Annotated in this window: 13 protein-coding genes; 3 read left to right on the top strand and 10 right to left on the bottom strand. The window is 71.5% G+C overall.

The genetic code is table 11. The annotated features are described in order from the left end of the window. Positions 1-140: 140 nt before the first annotated feature. Together ACNYC2_RS03735 and ACNYC2_RS03730 are read right to left on the bottom strand one after the other, a co-directional pair. Entirely contained in the window at positions 141-1,517 is a 1,377-nt protein-coding gene (locus tag ACNYC2_RS03735) for a methyltransferase family protein (RefSeq protein ID WP_419705746.1), read from the bottom strand. Continuing rightward, positions 1,514-2,626, bottom strand: coding sequence for a hypothetical protein (locus tag ACNYC2_RS03730; protein WP_419705745.1), 1,113 nt, complete (start codon positions 2,624-2,626; stop codon positions 1,514-1,516). Before ACNYC2_RS03730 ends, ACNYC2_RS03735 begins: the two co-directional genes overlap by 4 nt. Positions 2,627-2,735: 109 nt before the next feature. Here ACNYC2_RS03730 and ACNYC2_RS03725 point away from each other — a divergent pair, with 109 nt between their 5' ends. Next, positions 2,736-3,356, top strand: coding sequence for a TetR/AcrR family transcriptional regulator (locus ACNYC2_RS03725; RefSeq protein ID WP_419705744.1), 621 nt, complete (start codon positions 2,736-2,738; stop codon positions 3,354-3,356). 54 nt (positions 3,357-3,410) lie between these two features. Here the strand turns inward: ACNYC2_RS03725 and ligA are convergent, their stop codons facing one another. Beyond that, a complete protein-coding gene (gene ligA, locus ACNYC2_RS03720) occupies positions 3,411-5,822 on the bottom strand; it encodes an NAD-dependent DNA ligase LigA (protein ID WP_419705743.1) in 2,412 nt (803 codons plus the stop codon). 156 nt (positions 5,823-5,978) lie between these two features. Between ligA and ACNYC2_RS03715 the strand changes: the two genes are divergently transcribed. Further along, positions 5,979-7,484 carry a flavin-containing monooxygenase gene (locus ACNYC2_RS03715; RefSeq protein ID WP_419705742.1) on the top strand — a complete coding sequence of 502 codons (1,506 nt, stop codon included), beginning with the start codon at positions 5,979-5,981 and terminating at the stop codon, positions 7,482-7,484. A 113-nt stretch (positions 7,485-7,597) separates the two neighbouring features. Here ACNYC2_RS03715 and ACNYC2_RS03710 read toward each other — a convergent pair whose 3' ends face one another. The 5 genes from ACNYC2_RS03710 to ACNYC2_RS03690 all read right to left on the bottom strand — a co-directional run bounded on the left by ACNYC2_RS03710 (position 7,598) and on the right by ACNYC2_RS03690 (position 11,933). Continuing rightward, positions 7,598-8,860, bottom strand: coding sequence for a cytochrome P450 (locus ACNYC2_RS03710; protein WP_419705741.1), 1,263 nt, complete (start codon positions 8,858-8,860; stop codon positions 7,598-7,600). After that, complete coding sequence (locus ACNYC2_RS03705; protein WP_374727022.1) at positions 8,857-9,393, bottom strand: GTP-binding protein; 537 nt, start codon at positions 9,391-9,393, stop codon at positions 8,857-8,859. The genes ACNYC2_RS03710 and ACNYC2_RS03705 overlap by 4 nt, the downstream gene beginning before the upstream one ends. A gap of 55 nt (positions 9,394-9,448) precedes the next feature. Beyond that, positions 9,449-9,802: a DUF742 domain-containing protein gene (locus ACNYC2_RS03700; RefSeq protein ID WP_275005546.1), complete on the bottom strand. Its 354-nt coding sequence runs from the start codon at positions 9,800-9,802 to the stop codon at positions 9,449-9,451. 110 nt (positions 9,803-9,912) lie between these two features. Continuing rightward, a complete protein-coding gene (locus ACNYC2_RS03695) occupies positions 9,913-10,305 on the bottom strand; it encodes a roadblock/LC7 domain-containing protein (RefSeq protein ID WP_116677953.1) in 393 nt (130 codons plus the stop codon). 17 nt (positions 10,306-10,322) lie between these two features. Beyond that, entirely contained in the window at positions 10,323-11,933 is a 1,611-nt protein-coding gene (locus ACNYC2_RS03690) for an ATP-binding protein (RefSeq protein WP_419705740.1), read from the bottom strand. A 383-nt stretch (positions 11,934-12,316) separates the two neighbouring features. Here ACNYC2_RS03690 and ACNYC2_RS03685 point away from each other — a divergent pair, with 383 nt between their 5' ends. Further along, positions 12,317-14,479: a prolyl oligopeptidase family serine peptidase gene (locus ACNYC2_RS03685; protein WP_419705739.1), complete on the top strand. Its 2,163-nt coding sequence runs from the start codon at positions 12,317-12,319 to the stop codon at positions 14,477-14,479. 120 nt (positions 14,480-14,599) lie between these two features. Here the strand turns inward: ACNYC2_RS03685 and ACNYC2_RS03680 are convergent, their stop codons facing one another. Together ACNYC2_RS03680 and ACNYC2_RS03675 are read right to left on the bottom strand one after the other, a co-directional pair. Further along, positions 14,600-15,346 (bottom strand): hypothetical protein, encoded by a 747-nt coding sequence (locus ACNYC2_RS03680; protein WP_419705738.1) that lies wholly within the window; start codon positions 15,344-15,346, stop codon positions 14,600-14,602. A 514-nt stretch (positions 15,347-15,860) separates the two neighbouring features. Then, positions 15,861-16,898 carry a hypothetical protein gene (locus tag ACNYC2_RS03675; protein WP_419705737.1) on the bottom strand — a complete coding sequence of 346 codons (1,038 nt, stop codon included), beginning with the start codon at positions 16,896-16,898 and terminating at the stop codon, positions 15,861-15,863. Positions 16,899-16,929: the final 31 nt, after the last annotated feature.

Here is a 16,929-nt window from a genome sequence, read left to right as displayed (position 1 = left end):
CGCCTGCCTGTCTCGCGCGGATTCTGGTTCCACGTTGTCTCATCAGTACTCCTCGGTCGGCGTTGACCCTGCGGGCTAGAACCTACGAGGGACTTCTGCCGGTAGTCAAGCAAAAGTTGTCAACTGGTCACCTTAATAGTTCAGGGCCGGGCGGACGACGTCACGACTGCCCGGGGCCCGCCCGCGACACCCGACGCGCAGGTCGCCGGGCGGGACGGGCGCGGCCCTGCCCCGAACGCGTCGGCGCCCAGCTGGCCGAAGTGGCGCACTCCGGGGAGGTCGATCGCCCAGCCCGCGAGCGCCCAGCCGAGATGTACGTGCGCCAGCGCGCGGGCGACGGCGGCGACGCCTTGCGCGCGTATGGCGGGCGCGCGTATGGCGGGCGCGCGCATGGCGGGCGCCTCGTAGGTGATCCGGTACAGGACCTCCGGGTGATCGGCGGCCGGCCGGATCTCGAGGCTGACCGGGCTGCGGCGCGCGAACCAGCGGGCGACGCCCGTGCACTCCACGCAGTCGGCGGCGACCCACAGCGTCGCGGCCGGGAGCACGGACGCCGGACGCCACCGCGGCAGCCACGGCCGCACAGCGGCGCGGTACGCCTGGTACGGCGGCCCGAACGCCTGCTCAAGCTGCTCCCCCTCGTGCCATTCGCCCAGCCCTGCCGAGTATCCGACGGCGATCAGGGTGCCGAGGAGAAGGGCGGGCTCGCCGAAGGTCAGCGCAAGCCCCGCGTACGAGGCGGCGATGGTGGCCTGCATCGGGTTGCGCACGTACGCGTAGGGCCCGGACGTGACCAGGCGCGACGGCGGGTCGTACGGGAGGGGCGTCCCACGCCCGACGGCGGCGAGCTCCCGCATCGCGGCCAGGCCGGGCAGGCAGACGAGCAGTGTGAGCTGGACGCCGATCGACGTGACCGGTGCGGGCCACCGCGACTCGGGCGAGAGGGCGAGCACCGGCAGGGCGAGCAGCAGTCCGCCGGCCCAGACGGCCTGCCCCCACGCCCGGAGCACCACGTGGGTCCGGCGCAGGGTCCAGCGAGCCAGGAGCAGTGCCGGCACCAGGGCGGTCGCGACGCCCAGCGCCTCGCCGACCAGCCAGTGACCGCCGAGCACGACCACCGGCTCGCCGAGCGGCATGAGCGCCAGGTCCAGCCAGACCAGCGCTGCGGTCAGGACCACGAGAGTCCCGGCCCCTCTGCCCTGCTCGGCGCGGAGCTGACTGAGGACCAGGGCGGGTACCGCCCCCCAGAGCAGCGACCAGCCGAGCCAGAGGTCGACCGGCACGCCGAACCAGACGGCGCCCGTCGCGTGGAACGTCCACCAGCCGAACGAGGACGCCGCGACGTTCAGCGGCAGGAGCAGCAGTACGGCCCACGCCGTCGCGGTGACAGCGGCGCCGACCGCGCGCGGGCTCGGCGTCCGCCGGACGCAGAGGGCGACCAGCACCAGCAGCGGCCCGGCCACCGCCGCTCCGCGCACGACGACGGCTGCTGTGCCCGGGTCGAGCAGGCCCGTCACGCGTCCGCCCGCTCCGCGGTGGCCGCGAACGTGTCGATCAGGTAGTCGGCGGCCAGGCCTGATGCGTAGTGCTGGATCGGGCCGAAGTACCAGGACGGGTCGAAGGTGCGCGTGTACTCCAGCGCCCAGGTGACCCGGGTCCGGCCGGCACCGGCCGCCTCCCACGTGACGTCAGCGGCGTGCAGGTCCATCCAGCGGGCGAGGGTCGTGTCCGAGGTGACGTCGAGCCGCACATGGCCCCCGCCGTCGGACACCTGGGACTGCGCGACGCGCAGCGACATCGCTCGCGGCGTCGTCCCCGCGTCGATCCCGAGGCTGCGCCGCGGGGTGAAGGTGACGTGCCGTTCGTCGCCGATCCTGAGCCCGTGCCCCGTGGCGGACACCGGCTCGGGGAACGGGACGGCGCGCAGGAACGGCGCCTCGAACTCCCCGTAGGCGGGCGGGGCGGCCAGGGCGGCGGCCACCTGCTCGGGCGTCGCCTGCACGACGACGGTCGCGACGCCGGCGTCCTCCCGCGGCAGCAGGCTGAACCCGCCGATCCCCTCGGCCACCAGCACGAGGAGCAGCGGCGCCGCCGCGATCGCACGCCCTCGATGGCTGCGGGCCTTCTGGACGATCCCGCCGACGAGCGCCGCGACGCCGTAGAACAGCGGCGCCGCGATGACCAGGCACACGATCCCCTCGTTCAGGAGCGGACCCGCGAGCGCGAGCCCCACCGTCGTGGTGGCCAGGGCGGTGCCGACCGCGCTCCTGGGCCGGGCGGTGAGGATCACGGTGAGGGCGATGACCGCCGGGATGCCCACGTAGAAGAGGGCGGTCTGCTGCGCGCCCGCCGAGTCGAGGAGCTTGGCCACGAGCATGGCGGCGAACAGCGCGAGGGCGATCCCGGCCAGCAGGAGCCGGGCGCGGCGCGCCTCGGGCGCCAGTGGAGGGTGCGGGGCACGGAGCGGCTCGGGATCGGCGTCCCACTGCGCATCGGACCGCAGGTCGCGGCGGTCGTGCCGGTGCGGGTCCGGATCGATCTCCCGGGGCGGGTGCACGGGGGCGCCGGCCGGCTCGTTCGTGGGCTCGTTGGTGGGCTCGTGCACGGTGGCCTCCGGGGTCGTCACCCGGCGGGCTGCACGGGTCGCGGTCGCTCGATGCGATCGGTCAGTTTGATCAGTCGCTTTAATCAAGTGATTAAAGCATATGATCAAGCGACGACGGAAGGAGCCGGCGATGGCCCAGACAGGGCGTGGGACGGCCGAGGACACACGGAGACGGCTGCTGGACGCGGCAGACCAGGTGCTGCGCGAGCAGGGTTATGCCGGGGCGTCGGCCAGGTCCATCGCGACGGCGGCCGAGGCCAACTCGGCGCTGGTCTTCTACCACTTCGGGGGCGTCGACCAGCTGCTCCTGGCGGCGCTCGACCGCGCCACCGAGGAACGTATGGCGCTGCACCGCGCCACGGCGTCGAAGGCCCGGACGCTCGAGGAGCTGGTCGAGGCGGCGACCACCATCTACCGCACCGACCTGGAGCGCGGGTACATCGCACAGTTCGGCGAGCTCGTCGCGGCTGCCGTCACCAAGCCGACGCTGCGGGCGGAGATCAGCGTGCGCGCCGAGCCGTGGGTCGGCTTCGTCGCCGAGCAGTGGGAACGCGTCATCGGCGGGACCCCGCTCGGCAAGCTGCTGCCCGCGCGCGACGTCGCCGACGCCGCGATCACGTTCTACCTGGGCGTGAACCTGTTCTCCGTGATCGACCCCGACCGGCAGCGCACCGACGGTGTCTTCGCCCTCGCCGCCCGCCTCGCGCCGCAGGCGAAGCTGCTCACCATGCGGCTGCCGGGGCGACGGTGACGGTTCGGCGGTGAGCGGCCGGCCCGGCGAACGGGCCGGCCACGGTCCGGCGGCTCACAGGGCCTCCGGGCCGCCCTCCAGCAGCTTCTTGAAACCGTCCTCGTCCAGGGTCGGGATCTCCAGGGCCTCCGCCTTCGCCGCCTTGGTACCGGCGTTCTCCCCCAGCACCACGTAGTCGGTCTTCTTCGAGACCGAGCCGGAGGCCTTGCCGCCCGCGGCGATGATGGCCTCCTTGGCGCCGTCGCGCGTGAAGTCCTCGAGCGATCCGGTCACCACCACGGTCAGGCCGGCGAGCGGACCGGTGGGCCCGGTGTCGGCCTCCGCCATCGCAGCAGGTCCCGGATGCCCCGGCGTGGCGAGCTCGACCCCCGCTGCGCGCCATGCCGCGAGGATCTCCCGGTGCCAGTCCACAGCGAGCCATTCCTTGATCTCGGCGGCGATCACCGGGCCGACGCCGTCGACGGCGGCCAGCTCCTCCTGCGACGCGGCCTCGATGGCATCCACCGAACCGAACCAGCCCGCGAGCGCCCGCGCCGCCACCGGCCCCACGTGCCGGATGTTCAGGGAGACGAGCTTGCGCCACAGCTCCTTCGTCTTGGCGCGCTCCAGCTCCTCGAGGAGCTTCGTCGCGTTGGCCGACGGCGCCCATTCAGGCAGGGTCTCACCGGACTCCTCGGCCGCGGCGCGCTGCGCCTTGCTGTACGCCAGCTTGCGCCGGAAGGGGGTCCGCCGGCGCACCACGCCGTCGTCGTCCACCTTGGGCAGGCCGGTCTCCGCGTCGCGGACCACCGCCTCGATGGGGAGGAGCTGATCGAGCGTGAGCGAGAACAGCTGGGCCTCGGTGACCAGCGGCGGGGTCTCCGGCACGTCGGGCTGCGTGAGCGCCGCGGCGGTGACCTCGCCGAGGACCTCGATGTCGAGGCCGCCGCGCGAACCGATGTGCTCGACGCGCCCGCGCACCTGGGCCGGGCACGACTCCGCGTTCGGGCAGCGCAGGTCGACGTCGGCCTCCTTCATGGCACGCAGCGGCGTTCCGCACTCCGGGCACTCCGCCGGCATGACGAAGTCCTCGCGCGGGTAGCCGTCGTCAGCCAGGGCGGACACCGGCCCGACGATCTCCGGGATGACGTCACCCGCCTTGCGCAGCACCACGACGTCACCGATGCGCACGCCCTTGGCCCGCACCACATCCTGGTTGTGCAGCGTCGCCTGACGCACCGTGGAGCCCGCGACCTTCACCGGCTCCATGACGGCGTACGGGGTGGCCCGGCCGGTACGGCCCACACCGACCTGGATCGCGAGCAGGCGCGTGTTGACCTCCTCCGGCGGGTACTTGAACGCGATGGCCCAGCGCGGCGCACGGCTGGTGGACCCGAGCCGGCGCTGCCGCGCGAGGGCGTCGACCTTGAGGACGATCCCGTCGAGCTCGTGCTCGATGTCGTGGCGGTGCTCGCGGAAGTACTCGATCATCTCGAGGGCCCCGTCCAGGCCGTCGACCACCCGGTTGTGCGGGGAGACCGGGATCCCCCACTGCTCGAACAGGGTGTACGCGTCGGACTGCCGCTCCAGCTCCGTGTGCTCGCCCTCCTGCCACTGCAGCGCGCCCACACCGTGCGCGTACATGCGCAGGCCCTCCACGCGGGCGAGACCCGCCTCGAGCTCGAGCCCGTCCTTGTTCTCCAGGAGCTGCCGCAGGCCGCCGGCCGCAGCGTTCCGCGGGTTGGCGAACTGCGGGAACCGGCGGAGCGCGGCGATGCGCGCCCGTTCCACGTCGAACTCCTTGCCGCCGGCGCTCCGTTCGGAACGTTCGCGTGCGTCCTCGACCGCCCGGTCGCGGAGCTCGGCCTGCAGCTCGTTGAGCCGCGTGAAGGTGGCGACCGGGATGAACACCTCGCCGCGCACCTCGACGACGTCGGGGTGCCCCTCGCCGGTGAGGGTCTGGGGGATCTCGGCGATCCGCAGCACGTTGCGGGTCACGTCCTCGCCGACACGCCCGTCACCGCGCGTGACGCCACGCACCAGGCGACCCTTCTCGTAGACCAGGGAAATCGCCAGGCCGTCGATCTTGACCTCGCACAGCAGCCCCGGGCGGTCCGTACCGAGGTCACGGTTGACCTTCTCCGCCCACACCGCCAGCTCGTCGGTGCTGAACGCATTGTCGAGCGAGAGCATGCGTTCGATGTGCTCCACCGTGACGAACCCCGCCACCGCCGCGCCGCCGACGCTCTGCGTCGGCGACTCCGGCGTCGCCAGGGCGGGGTGCGCCGCCTCGAGCTCCTCCAGCTCGCGCAGCCGCATGTCGTAGTCGGCGTCCGACGACTTCGGTGCGTCGTTCTCGTAGTACGCCCGCCGGTCCTCCTCGATCCCGGCCACGAGCTCGGCCCACCGCCGCTGTGCGGTGGCCTCGTCGCTCGTGGCTTCTTCACGTTCCGGGATGCCTGTCGTCTCGCTCACAGACACAATCATGGACTGAACCACTGACATTCGAGCGGCGTGTCGTCGCGCCCTGTTCCGAAAGGTCAGCCGACCTGGGCATTCGCCTCGATCGGCCCCTATCGCACAGGGTCCGGCACCGCTACCATTCGTGAAAAATGCCGGAAATCTACTGAGAGCAGGGGCCCCTTGAAGATCGCCGTCGTCGGTGCCGGTTTCGCAGGACTGGCCACCGCGAAGATCCTCCGCGAGTTCGAGCACGACGTCACGGTCTTCGAGAAGGCGCCGGACGTCGGCGGGGTGTGGAGCGCGACCCGCCGGTACTCGGGCCTCCGGACGCAGAACAACAAGGACTCGTACGCCTTCTCGGACCTGCCGATGCCCCGGGACTATCCCGAGTGGCCCACCGGCGAGCAGGTCCAGGCCTACCTCGAGCGCTACGTCGCGAAGTTCGAGCTGCGCCCTCTCCTGCGGCTCGCCACCGAGGTCGTCCGCGCCGAGCTGACCGACGCCGAGGACGGCTGGATGATCACCGCGCGGCGCATCGGCGCGCCGGTCTCCGCCCCCGAGCGGTTCGACCACCTGGTGGTCGCGAACGGGATCTTCTCTGACCCGGTCTTCCCGCAGTACGAGGGGTACGCCGACCTCGTCCGCGCCGGCGGCAAGCTCGTCGCCTCCAGCCAGCTCAACACGCTGGACGACGCCCGCGACAAGCACGTGGTGGTCGTCGGGTACGGCAAGTCGGCGTGCGACGTCGCCGCCGAGATCGGCCAGGTGGCCAAGTCCACCACCGTCGTGGCCCGGCGCCTGCTGTGGAAGATGCCCAAGCGCATCGCCAGCACCCTGAACATGAAGTACCTGCTGCTGTCCCGCCTCGGCGAGGCGCTGTTCCGCTACCAGGAGCTGCCCAACAGCATGGAGCGCTTCCTGCACGGGCCCGGGGACAAGGTCCGCGCGGGCATGCTCTCGAGCATCGGATCCGTCGCGACCTGGCAGTTCAAGCTCAAGAAGCTCGGCCTGGTCCCGCACGGCGAGTTCGCCGACATCGCCAACAGCACGGTGTCGCTGTCCACCGACGGGTTCTACGAGCAGGTCGCCGACGGGACCATCAAGGTCCACCGCGACACGGAGATCGAGCGCTTCGAGGTCGAGGGCGACCACCCGGTGGCCGTGCTGAGCGACGGCGCCCGGATCCCGGCCGAGCTCGTGGTCTGCGGTACCGGGTTCCACCAGCGCGTGCCGTTCCTCGACGACACCATCGCCGCCCGCCTCGTGGACGACCAGGGCAACTACCAGCTCTACCGCCAGATCCTGCCCGAGGGCGTGCCGAACCTGACCTTCGCGGGCTACAACTCGTCGCTGTTCTCGCCGCTGTCCGCCGAGGCCGGCGCGATCTGGATCGCCGCGTACCTGGCCGGCGTCGTCGAGCTGCCGCCGATCGAGGAGCGGCGCAGGCACGTGGCCGAGCGCGTGGCGTGGATGGAGAAGCGCACGGGGGGCAAGCACGCCCGCGGCACCAACGTCATCCCGTTCTCGATGCACCAGATCGACGAGACGCTCGACGAGGCCGGCGTGAACATCAGCTCCACCGCCCAGACCATCCAGTGGCTCCTGCCGATCAACCCGTCGGTCTACAAGAACGTCGTGCCGCGGCTCAAGGAGAAGGTCAAGGAGCGGGCGGCCGCGGAGTCCTGAGACCGACGTCGGTCGGGCCTGTCGAGGGGTCTCGACGGGCTCGGCCGACGGTGGGCGGTCTCGACGAGCTCGACCAACGGTTGAGCTCGACCAGCGGTGGCGGCACGGGCCGGTCAGCGCTCGGGGCGCGGGCCGCCCTCGGTCAGCGGTGTGGTGAACCGGACGGGCAGCTTGCGCGGGTAGCGCGACCACGGCGAGGCCGACATCTTGAGCGAGTCCGCCGAGACCGACAGCTCCATGTCGAGGATCCGGCGCAGCAGGGTGTCCACGGCGATCCGGCCGATGAGCGGCCCGATCCGGTGGGCGGGGCACGCGTGCGCCCCCGCGCCCCAGGTCAGGTGGAACCGGCTGCCCAGCTCCTCCCACGGGTCGTCCGTCCGGATCGCCCGGTCAGCGTTCGCGGCGGCGACGGCGGGGACGAGGGCGTCGCCGTAGGCGATCCGGCGTCCGCCCAGCTCGCAGTCCTGCCGGGCGAACCGGGGCAGCACGTGCGGGGCGGGCGGGTTGCGCCGCGACACCTCGTCCAGGGCGTCGTCCAGGTCGAGCCGGCCGCGGCGCACCCGGGCGGCGAACGCCGGGTCCGTCAGGATCATGTGCAGCGTGCTCGCGATCCACGCGATCTCGGCGTCGTGCCCCAGGCTGAACATCACGCCGATCGAGGCCATCACCTCGACGTCGTTCTCGTGGTTCGGGTGGTTGACCAGGGCGGTGGTGAGGTCCTCGCCCGGCTCGGCCCGGTGCGTCGCCACGAGCACGGCCAGCAGGTTCTCCTGCTCCATCGCGGCGGCGCGGGCCTTCTCCCGGCCGGCGTACACGGCCTCGGTGAGCTCGTGCATCCGGTTCCCGTCGGACAGGCTCATGCCGAACATCTCGGTCATGACCATGACGGGTACCGCGACGGCGTAGTCCTTCACCAGGTCCGCCTCGCCGCGGGGCATCAGTCGGTCGATGATCGCCTCGCACGTCACGGCCACCGTGCGGGCGAGGCGCTTCTCGTCGACGGCGCCCAGGGCGTCGTCGAGCGGAGCGCGCAGCCGGCGCTGCTGCATCCCGTCCAGGTAGTACGCGCTCTCGCGCGGCGCCAGCGCGGCGAAGACCCCCGAGTCGGCGGGCAGGGAGCGCTCCTGGACGTAGCGCCAGTTGCGGGAGTTACGGGAGAACAGCAGCTCGTTGCGCAACACGCTGCTGGCCTCGTCGTACCCCAGGACGAGCCAGGCGGGGACGCCGGGCTCGAGGTCCATCGGCGCGACAGGACCCCACTCGTCACGGAGCTGCTCGTACAGCTTGTGCGGATCCCGGGCCGACGTGATCTCCGACAGCTGCATCCGGTCCGAGATGTCTTCCAGCCGGAGGTGCAGTCTGTTGGCGAGTGTCACGCGTTGACCTTCTGGAACACCGGGAACGTCATCGCGTGCTCGACGAGGGTGATCAGGGTGAGTACGGCGGACTGCCGGTCGCGTGCGTCGCACTCGACGATCGGGGTCTCGGGCAGCAGGTCCAGCGCGGCGCGGACCCGCTCCAGCGGGTAGTTCGGCGAGTCGGGGAACTGGTTGACGACCACCGCGAACGGGATCTTGGTCCGCAGCTCCAGCTGGTCCAGCACCTCGAAGCTGTCCTCGAGGTGCCGCGTGTCGATCATGACCAGCGCACCGACCGCGCCGTCGGCCAGGCCCGCCCACAGGTCCCAGAACCGGCGCTGACCCGGGGTGCCGAACAGGTACAGGGCGATGTCTTCGGTCACGGTGATGCGACCGAAGTCCATCGCGACCGTCGTCGTCTCCTTGTTCGGCTGCCCCGGGTCGATGCCGACGCTCGCCGTGGTGATGCGCTCCTCGGTGCGCAGCGGGTCGATCTCGCTCACCGCACCGATCAGCGTCGTCTTGCCCACGCCGAAGGCGCCCACCACCAGCACCTTGACCGACCGCGCAACGGTCGGTGCCAGGTGCTGCCCGGGCGCCGGGCGGTCAGAGCTTGCGGAGTCCATCGAGAATCTTCTCCAGGATGTCCTTGCCGGGCAGGACGTGCGCTTGGTGGTTGGAACGGATCGTCAGGTTTCCCGTGTCGACCAGGTCCGAGACCATGACCGCCACGAGGCTCACGGGTAGCTGCAGGTAGGCAGCCACCTCGGCCAGCGCGAGCGTGCCGCGGCACAGCTCGACCAGCTCGCGCTCCAGCCGGCTGGCCGTCGAGAGCACTGGCCTGCTCTCGACCGCACGTACAAGTGTCTCCGGGCGCAGCGTGTTGCGCGACGGGTGCGCCCGCCCCGAGGTGAGCACGTACGAGCGCACCGGGTGATCGCGGTACTCCTCGGTGTCCATCCCCTCGCCCCCTGTTGGTCGGTCAGGTATCGGTCGAGCTGGTGGTGCCTGGTACGGCCAAGCCTCACGAGGCTCGGGTGGTGCTTTCCGAAACGGTGCCTGGGGCGGGGTCAGCTGGAGATCCGCTCCGTGCCCAGGGTGCGCTCCCCGATCATGAGGACCTGGGCCTGCATCTGCTGGGCAATCAGCGCCGGGTCGATCACGGTCTCCGTGACGACCGCGAGACGCGAGCCGTCACCGGCTCCCCGGACGAAGAGGAATCCGCCGTCGAACTCAACCATCACCTGGCGGATCGTCTCACTGTTGCCGAACTCCCTGCTCATTCCCATCCCCAGCGCCACAAGTCCGGCGCAAGCCGCCGCTACCTTGTCGGCCACGTCCAGCGGGGTCTGGTCCGTCCGAACCTTCATCAGGCCGTCGGAGGTGAGCACGACTACATGCTTGACCCCCCGTACACCACTGATGAGCTCGAGCATCCAGCTATTACCGTCGGTGCTGGTCATGCCGTCGGCGTGCGTAGTCATCGGTCCTCCGAAGGTCCACCGGCTCCAGCCGGCGGTTCGCTGCTGTCTGGTGAGTCCCCGAACTGCGCCTCGGTCGAGCTGAAGAAGGCGCCCATCCACTCACCGGCCTCCTCGGCCGTCTGAGCGGGACCAGGAGCTTCGGTACGGGGCTCCGTGGCCTTGGTCCGGTCGTCGGTCGCTTCCGCCTCTCCACGGCGCGATCGCCGCTGCGGGAGCGCAGACGGCTCGGGGAACTCGTCGTCCTCGGGGCGGGCTCGCCCAGGACGCAGGGGCAGCTCGCCAGGGGCCTGCACCGGGGCACCGGCCACGGGCGTCTCCTCCTCTTCGTCGACCACGACGCCGGGCGCGCTCAGCGGCTCGACGGGAACCACGGTCGCCGGGTCGGGCGCCGCGGGTGCGGGCCACTCGTCGTCGTCCGCGGGCTTTGCGCTGGGCAGCTCGGTCACGAGCGGCGCCTCGGCGACTGCGGTGGCGCTGCGACGGGAGCCGAGTGCGGATGCCCCGCTGGTGTGGGAGCCGGCGCTCGGCAGCGTCGCGGCCGGCGTGAGCATGCCCGACGGCACCACTGCCTCGGTGAGCTCTGCCGGGATCATGACGATGGCGCGCAGGCCGCCGTACACCGACTCGGTGACGTCCACGCGGAAGCCGTGGCGCCGCGCGTAGGTACCGACGACGGCCAGGCCGGTCTGCGGGATCTCGCCCAGCTCCGTGATGCTGATCTCGCGCTTGCCGGAGGCGATGTCGCGCGCCTGCTCGAGCTGCTTGAGGTCGAGGCCCACACCGCAGTCGTCGATCTCGACGACCGCGCCGCGCTGCACCTGGCGCAGCGAGACGAGCACCTGCGTGGTGGGCGGGGAGGACTGCGTCGCGTTGGACAGCAGCTCGGCCACGAGGTGGATGAGCGGCTCGACGATACGCGCCGAGACGGCGACGCCGGGGTCACCCGACACCTCGACCCGGTGGAACGCCGTGATCCGGCTGGCGGCGCCCTTGACGACGTCGGGCAGCGGGAGCGGCTCGCTCCACTGCTGGCCCGGCCACTCGCCGCACAGCGCCGCGAGGCTCTGCGCCTGACGGGCCTGCTGAGCGGCGGCGTGGTCGACACGCATCGACGTCTGCAGGATGTCCGGGTCGGTGGGGTGGCGCTGGACCATGCGCGCCGCCTCCTCCTGGATGCGGTGCGCGGCGGCCTGGACCTTGCGGCTCAGGGCGACCACGGCGACCTGGACGGCGTCGCGACGGGCGACACGCTCCTCCTGGACGCGGGCGAGCATGGCGGCCGCCTCGTCCAGACGGGCCTGGGCACCCGCGTCACCCGGAAGGTGCGGGAGCGGCGGGGCGGGCTCGCTGTCGAGGAACGCGGGAAGCTGCTCGTTCGCCAGGGCGTCCAGCGCCCGGGACGCCGCATCCGCGCGCTCCTCGGCCCGGCGGTGTGCCAGGACAAGGTCCTCGTGCGCGGCGAGGTCGTCACGTGAGGACCGCGCGGCGATCAGCGCGGCCGCCACCGCGAGCCCGACGGCGGCGATGCCGACGAGCCATGCGGGCCACGTGGACGAGGCCCCGGTGGCGGTGAACAGGACTGGTGCTACGAGTACATAGGCAAGCACGCCGGCGACACACACCCAAGGTGCGACCTGGCGCAACCTGCTGGGCGGAGGAGAAGAAGACATCGAGCTCACCGAGCCGATCCCCTTAATAGTTGTCTCGTCAGAGTTCGGAAGGCCGGACACGGCGATTACCGCGACCTGCTCCACGAACTCGGCTGGAGGGGGCGAACAACCCCCTGGAGTGCAGTTTCTACCACAGGGCGTCCCACGCGTGGAAGGGCACGACCGTGGTGCGACCAGCGAAAATATGTGCCACTGAGGAATAGGGCAGCCCCGTGGCGCAATAGCCGCACAATACTGTACAAACCGGGCACAGTTCCTCTTGCCTGAGGCACGCGGCCCACGACGGCCGCAGCCGTGACCGGCCGCGTAGGGTGCTCTCCATGAGCGTCGAGCACACCCAGACCGCCCCCCGAACCGCTCTCCCGGACACCCCGCTGGACCCCGCCACCGACCCGTTCGCGTGGCTCGAGGACGTCGACGGAGAGACCGCCCTGAGCTGGGTCCGCGAGCGCAACGCGCACAGCGCCCAGGTCCTCGGCGGTCCCGCCTTCACCGAGACCGAGCGTGCGGTGCGTGAGGTCCTCGACTCGGACGACAAGATCCCGCACGTCTCGAAGGTCGGCGAGCACTACTACAACTTCTGGCAGGACGCCGAGCACGAGCGCGGCCTGTGGCGCCGCACGACGCTCGACTCCTACCGCACCGACGACCCCGAGTGGGAGACGGTCCTCGACCTCGACGCCCTCGCGGCCCAGGAGGGCGAGAGCTGGGTCTGGCACGGCGCGAGCGTCCTGCGCCCGACGGCGGAGCAGCTCGCGGCGGGCGAACCGCGCAGGCACGCGCTGGTCGACCTGTCGCCCGGCGGGTCCGACTCCGACGTGACGCGCGAGTTCGACCTCGTCACCAAGCAGTTCGTGCCCGAGAGCGAGGGCGGCTTCGTGCGTGCCCAGGCCAAGGGCGGGCTGTCCTGGATCTCCGCTGACGCGGTCTACGTGTACACGGACTTCGGCGAGGGCACGATGACGCCGTCGGGCTACCCGCGGCAGGTGAAGCGCTGGCTGCGCGGCACTCCCCTGGCCGAGGCGACCGTCGTCTACGAGGGCACCGACCAGGACATGTACATCAGCGCGTCCCGCTCGCACACCCCGGGCTTCGAGCGGGACCTAGTGCACCGTGCGCTCCGGTTCTACGCGAACGAGACGTACCTGGCGACGAACGTGGGCACGCCCGAGCAAACCCTCACCAAGATCGACGTGCCGGACTCGGCGAACGTGGGCCTGCACCGCGAGTGGATGATGGTGCGCCTGCGCGACGACTGGGCGGTTGGCCGCACGACCTACCGCGCGGGCTCGCTGCTCGCCGTCGGCTTCGACGACTTCATGGCCGGGTCGCGCGACCTGACGGTCCTGTTCGAGCCGACGCCGACGACGTCGCTCGCCGGGATCACGTGGACGCGGAACCACCTGGTGCTCAACGTGCTGGACGACGTGAAGAACCTGCTGCACGTGCTGACGCCGCCCACGGTGGCCACGCCAGGCGGCGAGTGGGCGCGCTCCGAGCTCCCCGTGGGCGGCGAGCTCCTCACGGTCGGCGTGGGCGCGGTGGACGTCGTCGACTCCGACGAGGTCTGGGTGGTCACCACCGGCTACCTGACGCCGTCGACCCTGGGCCGCACCACCGTCGCCGGTCCTGGCGAGACGGCTGCGGCGCCCGAGGTGCTCAAGTCCGCGCCGTCGTACTTCGAGGCGGCCGGCATGGAGGTCCGCCAGCAGTTCACCGAGTCGGACGACGGCACGCGCGTGCCGTACTTCGTCGTCGGCCGGGCGGACCTCGTCTCGGGCGAGGCCGGGCCGGCGCCGACCCTGCTGTGGGGCTACGGCGGGTTCGAGCACGCGATCCTGCCCGGGTACTCGGGCACCGTCGGGCGTGCGTGGCTGGAGCGGGGCGGGGTGTACGCCGTGGCGAACATCCGCGGCGGCGGCGAGTACGGGCCGGCCTGGCACCAGGCCGCGCTGAAGGAGAACCGGCACCGCGCGTACGAGGACTTCGCGGCGGTCGCGCGCGACCTCGTCACGCGGGGCATCACCGTGCCCGCACGGCTGGGCATGGAGGGCCGGTCGAACGGCGGGCTGCTCGCCGGCAACATGCTGACGCAGTACCCGGAGCTCTTCGGGGCGATCATCGTGGGCGTCCCGCTGCTGGACATGAAGCGGTACTCGCACCTGCTCGCGGGCGCGTCCTGGATGGCCGAGTACGGCGACCCGGACACCGACGACTGGGAGTTCGTGCGGGGCTTCTCGCCGTACCACCTGTTCGACGCGGCGCGGGACTACCCGCCGGTGCTGTTCACGACGTCGACCAAGGACGACCGGGTGCACCCCGGCCACGCCCGCAAGATGGCGGCGCTCATGCTGGCCGCGGGCAAGGACGTGACGTACTACGAGAACATCGAGGGCGGCCACGGCGGGGCGGCCAACAACGCCCAGGCGGCGTACATGGCGGCGACCCACTGGACCTTCCTCTGGACCCGCCTGACAACCTGACACCCCTCCGCGAAGTAGAGCGTGTGTCTGGACGCACGCTCTACTTCGCGGTCCGCTTCGGACACTCGCTCTACTTCGGCGTCGTTCTGTTCGCGAGGTAGAGCGGGTGTCCGGGTGGGGTCAGCCGGCGCGGCGCATGTGTGCGAGCCCTAGCAGGAACGCGTCGTACACCAGGGCGTCGAGTCTCGCCGGGTCCTCGACGTCCGCCCATCTCACCTCGAAGATCAGCCAGTCTGCCTCCTCGAGCGCGCGCATCCTGCGAGCCCTCTCTCGCTGGGCCAGCTCCGGGTCGCCGAACGCGCCGCCGGAGTACTTGACCGCCCCGTCGAACTCGAAGCCGACCTTGAGATCTGGCCACCCGACGTCGACCCAGAACGTCCCGATCCGAGTCTTGACCGGGATCTGAAGAGACGGATTCACGTCCCTGGCGCGATGCATGGCCGCCCGGACGATCGACTCCCCGGGCGAGCCCGAACGCGGATCCGCACGGCGCAACGTCTCACGTGCCTGGACGACGCCGCGCTTTCCGACGGACTCGGCGACGATGCGCTGGACGAGAACGGTGCTCGCGCCACGCCGAAAGGCGGAGTCGGCAGCGACGAGCGCGCTGTCGGGCTGCAGTGACCTGATCGAGTCGACCAAGCTCCGCTCCAGCGTCGTGACCGGAATCCCGCCCACGGTGGACCGGTCGCGGTCCGGCAGCTTCGTCCAGTGCCGAACGATGTCCGTCTCGTGCTCATGGTCGATGTTCGGGTTGCTGAGATGTGTCACGTGGACCGCCGTGCCGCTCCGAAACGTCCAACAGCCGTGCAGGAGCAGGGCAGTCTGATGACTTACCCAGAGGGAAGAGCGGGAGCGCTCGACCACGGCCCGCACGGTGCGCAGCGTCACGAGCTCGGATACCTCGTGCGGTCGCAGACCGTCATCGATCGGCGCCATGAGTACACCCGGTCTGATCCGCTCCAGCTCACCGCTCCGCACGCGCTCCGCGAGGCGCCGTCGGTCCTGCGCGGAGTACCCGATCTTCGCCGGAACCTCCGGCTCGATCGCTCGATCCGCGGAGTACATCCGCGACGTGACCAGCGACCCGTCCGCGGCGGATCGCTGGAGGTCTGCAATTCGTCGCAGGTTTTCTGCGTACTCGGCTCGTCTCACCAAGGGAGCATGTGTGACCGGAGCCGGACTGGACCGAGCTGTGGAAAACCTACGACCTGTGGTCGCACTCCAGTCCCCGGAACAACAGCGATCGGGTCGCCAACCAGTTTGTGCGAGGGGACGACGGCGTCCGGACGCACGCTCTACTTCACGGACACATCGATGCCGAGGTAGACCACCTGCGCAGCGCATTGGTGGACACACGCTCTACCTCGGCGATCTATGGTTACGCCTCTGCCCTTTCCGAGAGGGTCTCCGCTACGCGGCCCAGGTTGGCCAGCTCCGCGCGGTGGGCGTCCGTCGAGCCGAGCGACCTCCGGTGCGCGGCCAGGAGCGTCACCTCGGCGAGCTGTGCGGCGGGCAGGCCGATCCGCCGCCACGGGACAGCGACCAGGTCGGCGAGCGTGCCGAGCGCCGGGCCCGCGCACTGCGAGACCTGCGCCGGCGGCAGCCCCGCCCAGAGCCCGGTCCCGCGCTCCGTCGCACGGGCCAGCAGCTCCCAGGCCCGCTCGTTCCAGCCGCCCGGCCCGACGTCGGCCAGGTCGAGCCCCAGCGCGTCCGCACCGGCGAGGACGACCGCCGGGACGCCGACCCAGGTGCTGCCCAGGTGGACGACGGAGCGGGCGCCGGCGTCCCGCGCGGCCGCGAGCACGGGCTCCAGGCCCTCGACGATCTCGGGCCCCGCGACCGCCCGCAGCCGCGAGAACCCGGAGAACGTCGGCAGCACGCCCGCGTGCACCTGGCCGAGCAGCGGTTCCGCGAGCTGCACGGTCACCTCCGCGCCCGGGACCTGGGCGACGATGTCGGCGACGAGCGTGCGCAGGCTCGCGGCGAGCGCGAGGCCCAGGGCCGCGCGGGCTCCGGTGTCCGCCAGGACGCGGTCCCCGCGGGCCGACCAGAGCTGGGCCGCCAGCGTCCACGGCCCCAGCATCTCCACGGTCAGCGGACCCGTGTGGCCGTGCGCCGCGATGGCGAGGGCGCCGAGGTCCTCCCGCCAGAACGCATCGGCACGCCGTGCGTCGATCCCCGGCCGGTCGGTGAGCTTCCAGCCGTGCGGCCCCAGCTCGACGGGCATCTCGGCGAGCCGCACCGCCGTCCGCCCGAGGGGGTCGGCGCCCGGACCACGCTGCCCCAGCTGCGTCAGGAACGGCAGCGCGTCGACGCCGGTCGGCAGCTCGGCGAGCTCACCGAGCGCCATCTGCTGCGCCTCGAGCACATCGCGCTCGCCTCCGGGCCAGGGCCCGTGTCCGGTCACAGCGGTCATCAGCTCTCCTTGTTCAGATGTGTTCAGGCTC

The sequence above is a fragment of the Promicromonospora sp. NFX87 genome, from assembly GCF_048564965.1.
In the GTDB taxonomy this organism is placed as follows: Bacteria; Actinomycetota; Actinomycetes; order Actinomycetales; family Cellulomonadaceae; genus Promicromonospora.
Note: the sequence above shows the minus strand (reverse complement) of the source record. Positions and strands in the feature narration are given on the sequence as shown.

What these genes read in the sequence shown, in the direction of transcription:
- ACNYC2_RS03725 (WP_419705744.1), top strand. Translation starts at nt 2,736, where the DNA reads ATGGCCCAGACAGGGCGTGGGACGGCCGAGGACACACGGAGACGGCTG.
- ligA (WP_419705743.1), bottom strand. Translation starts at nt 5,822, where the DNA reads ATGATTGTGTCTGTGAGCGAGACGACAGGCATCCCGGAACGTGAAGAA.
- ACNYC2_RS03700 (WP_275005546.1), bottom strand. Translation starts at nt 9,802, where the DNA reads ATGGACACCGAGGAGTACCGCGATCACCCGGTGCGCTCGTACGTGCTC.
- ACNYC2_RS03695 (WP_116677953.1), bottom strand. Translation starts at nt 10,305, where the DNA reads ATGACCAGCACCGACGGTAATAGCTGGATGCTCGAGCTCATCAGTGGT.
- ACNYC2_RS03685 (WP_419705739.1), top strand. Translation starts at nt 12,317, where the DNA reads ATGAGCGTCGAGCACACCCAGACCGCCCCCCGAACCGCTCTCCCGGAC.
- ACNYC2_RS03675 (WP_419705737.1), bottom strand. Translation starts at nt 16,898, where the DNA reads ATGACCGCTGTGACCGGACACGGGCCCTGGCCCGGAGGCGAGCGCGAT.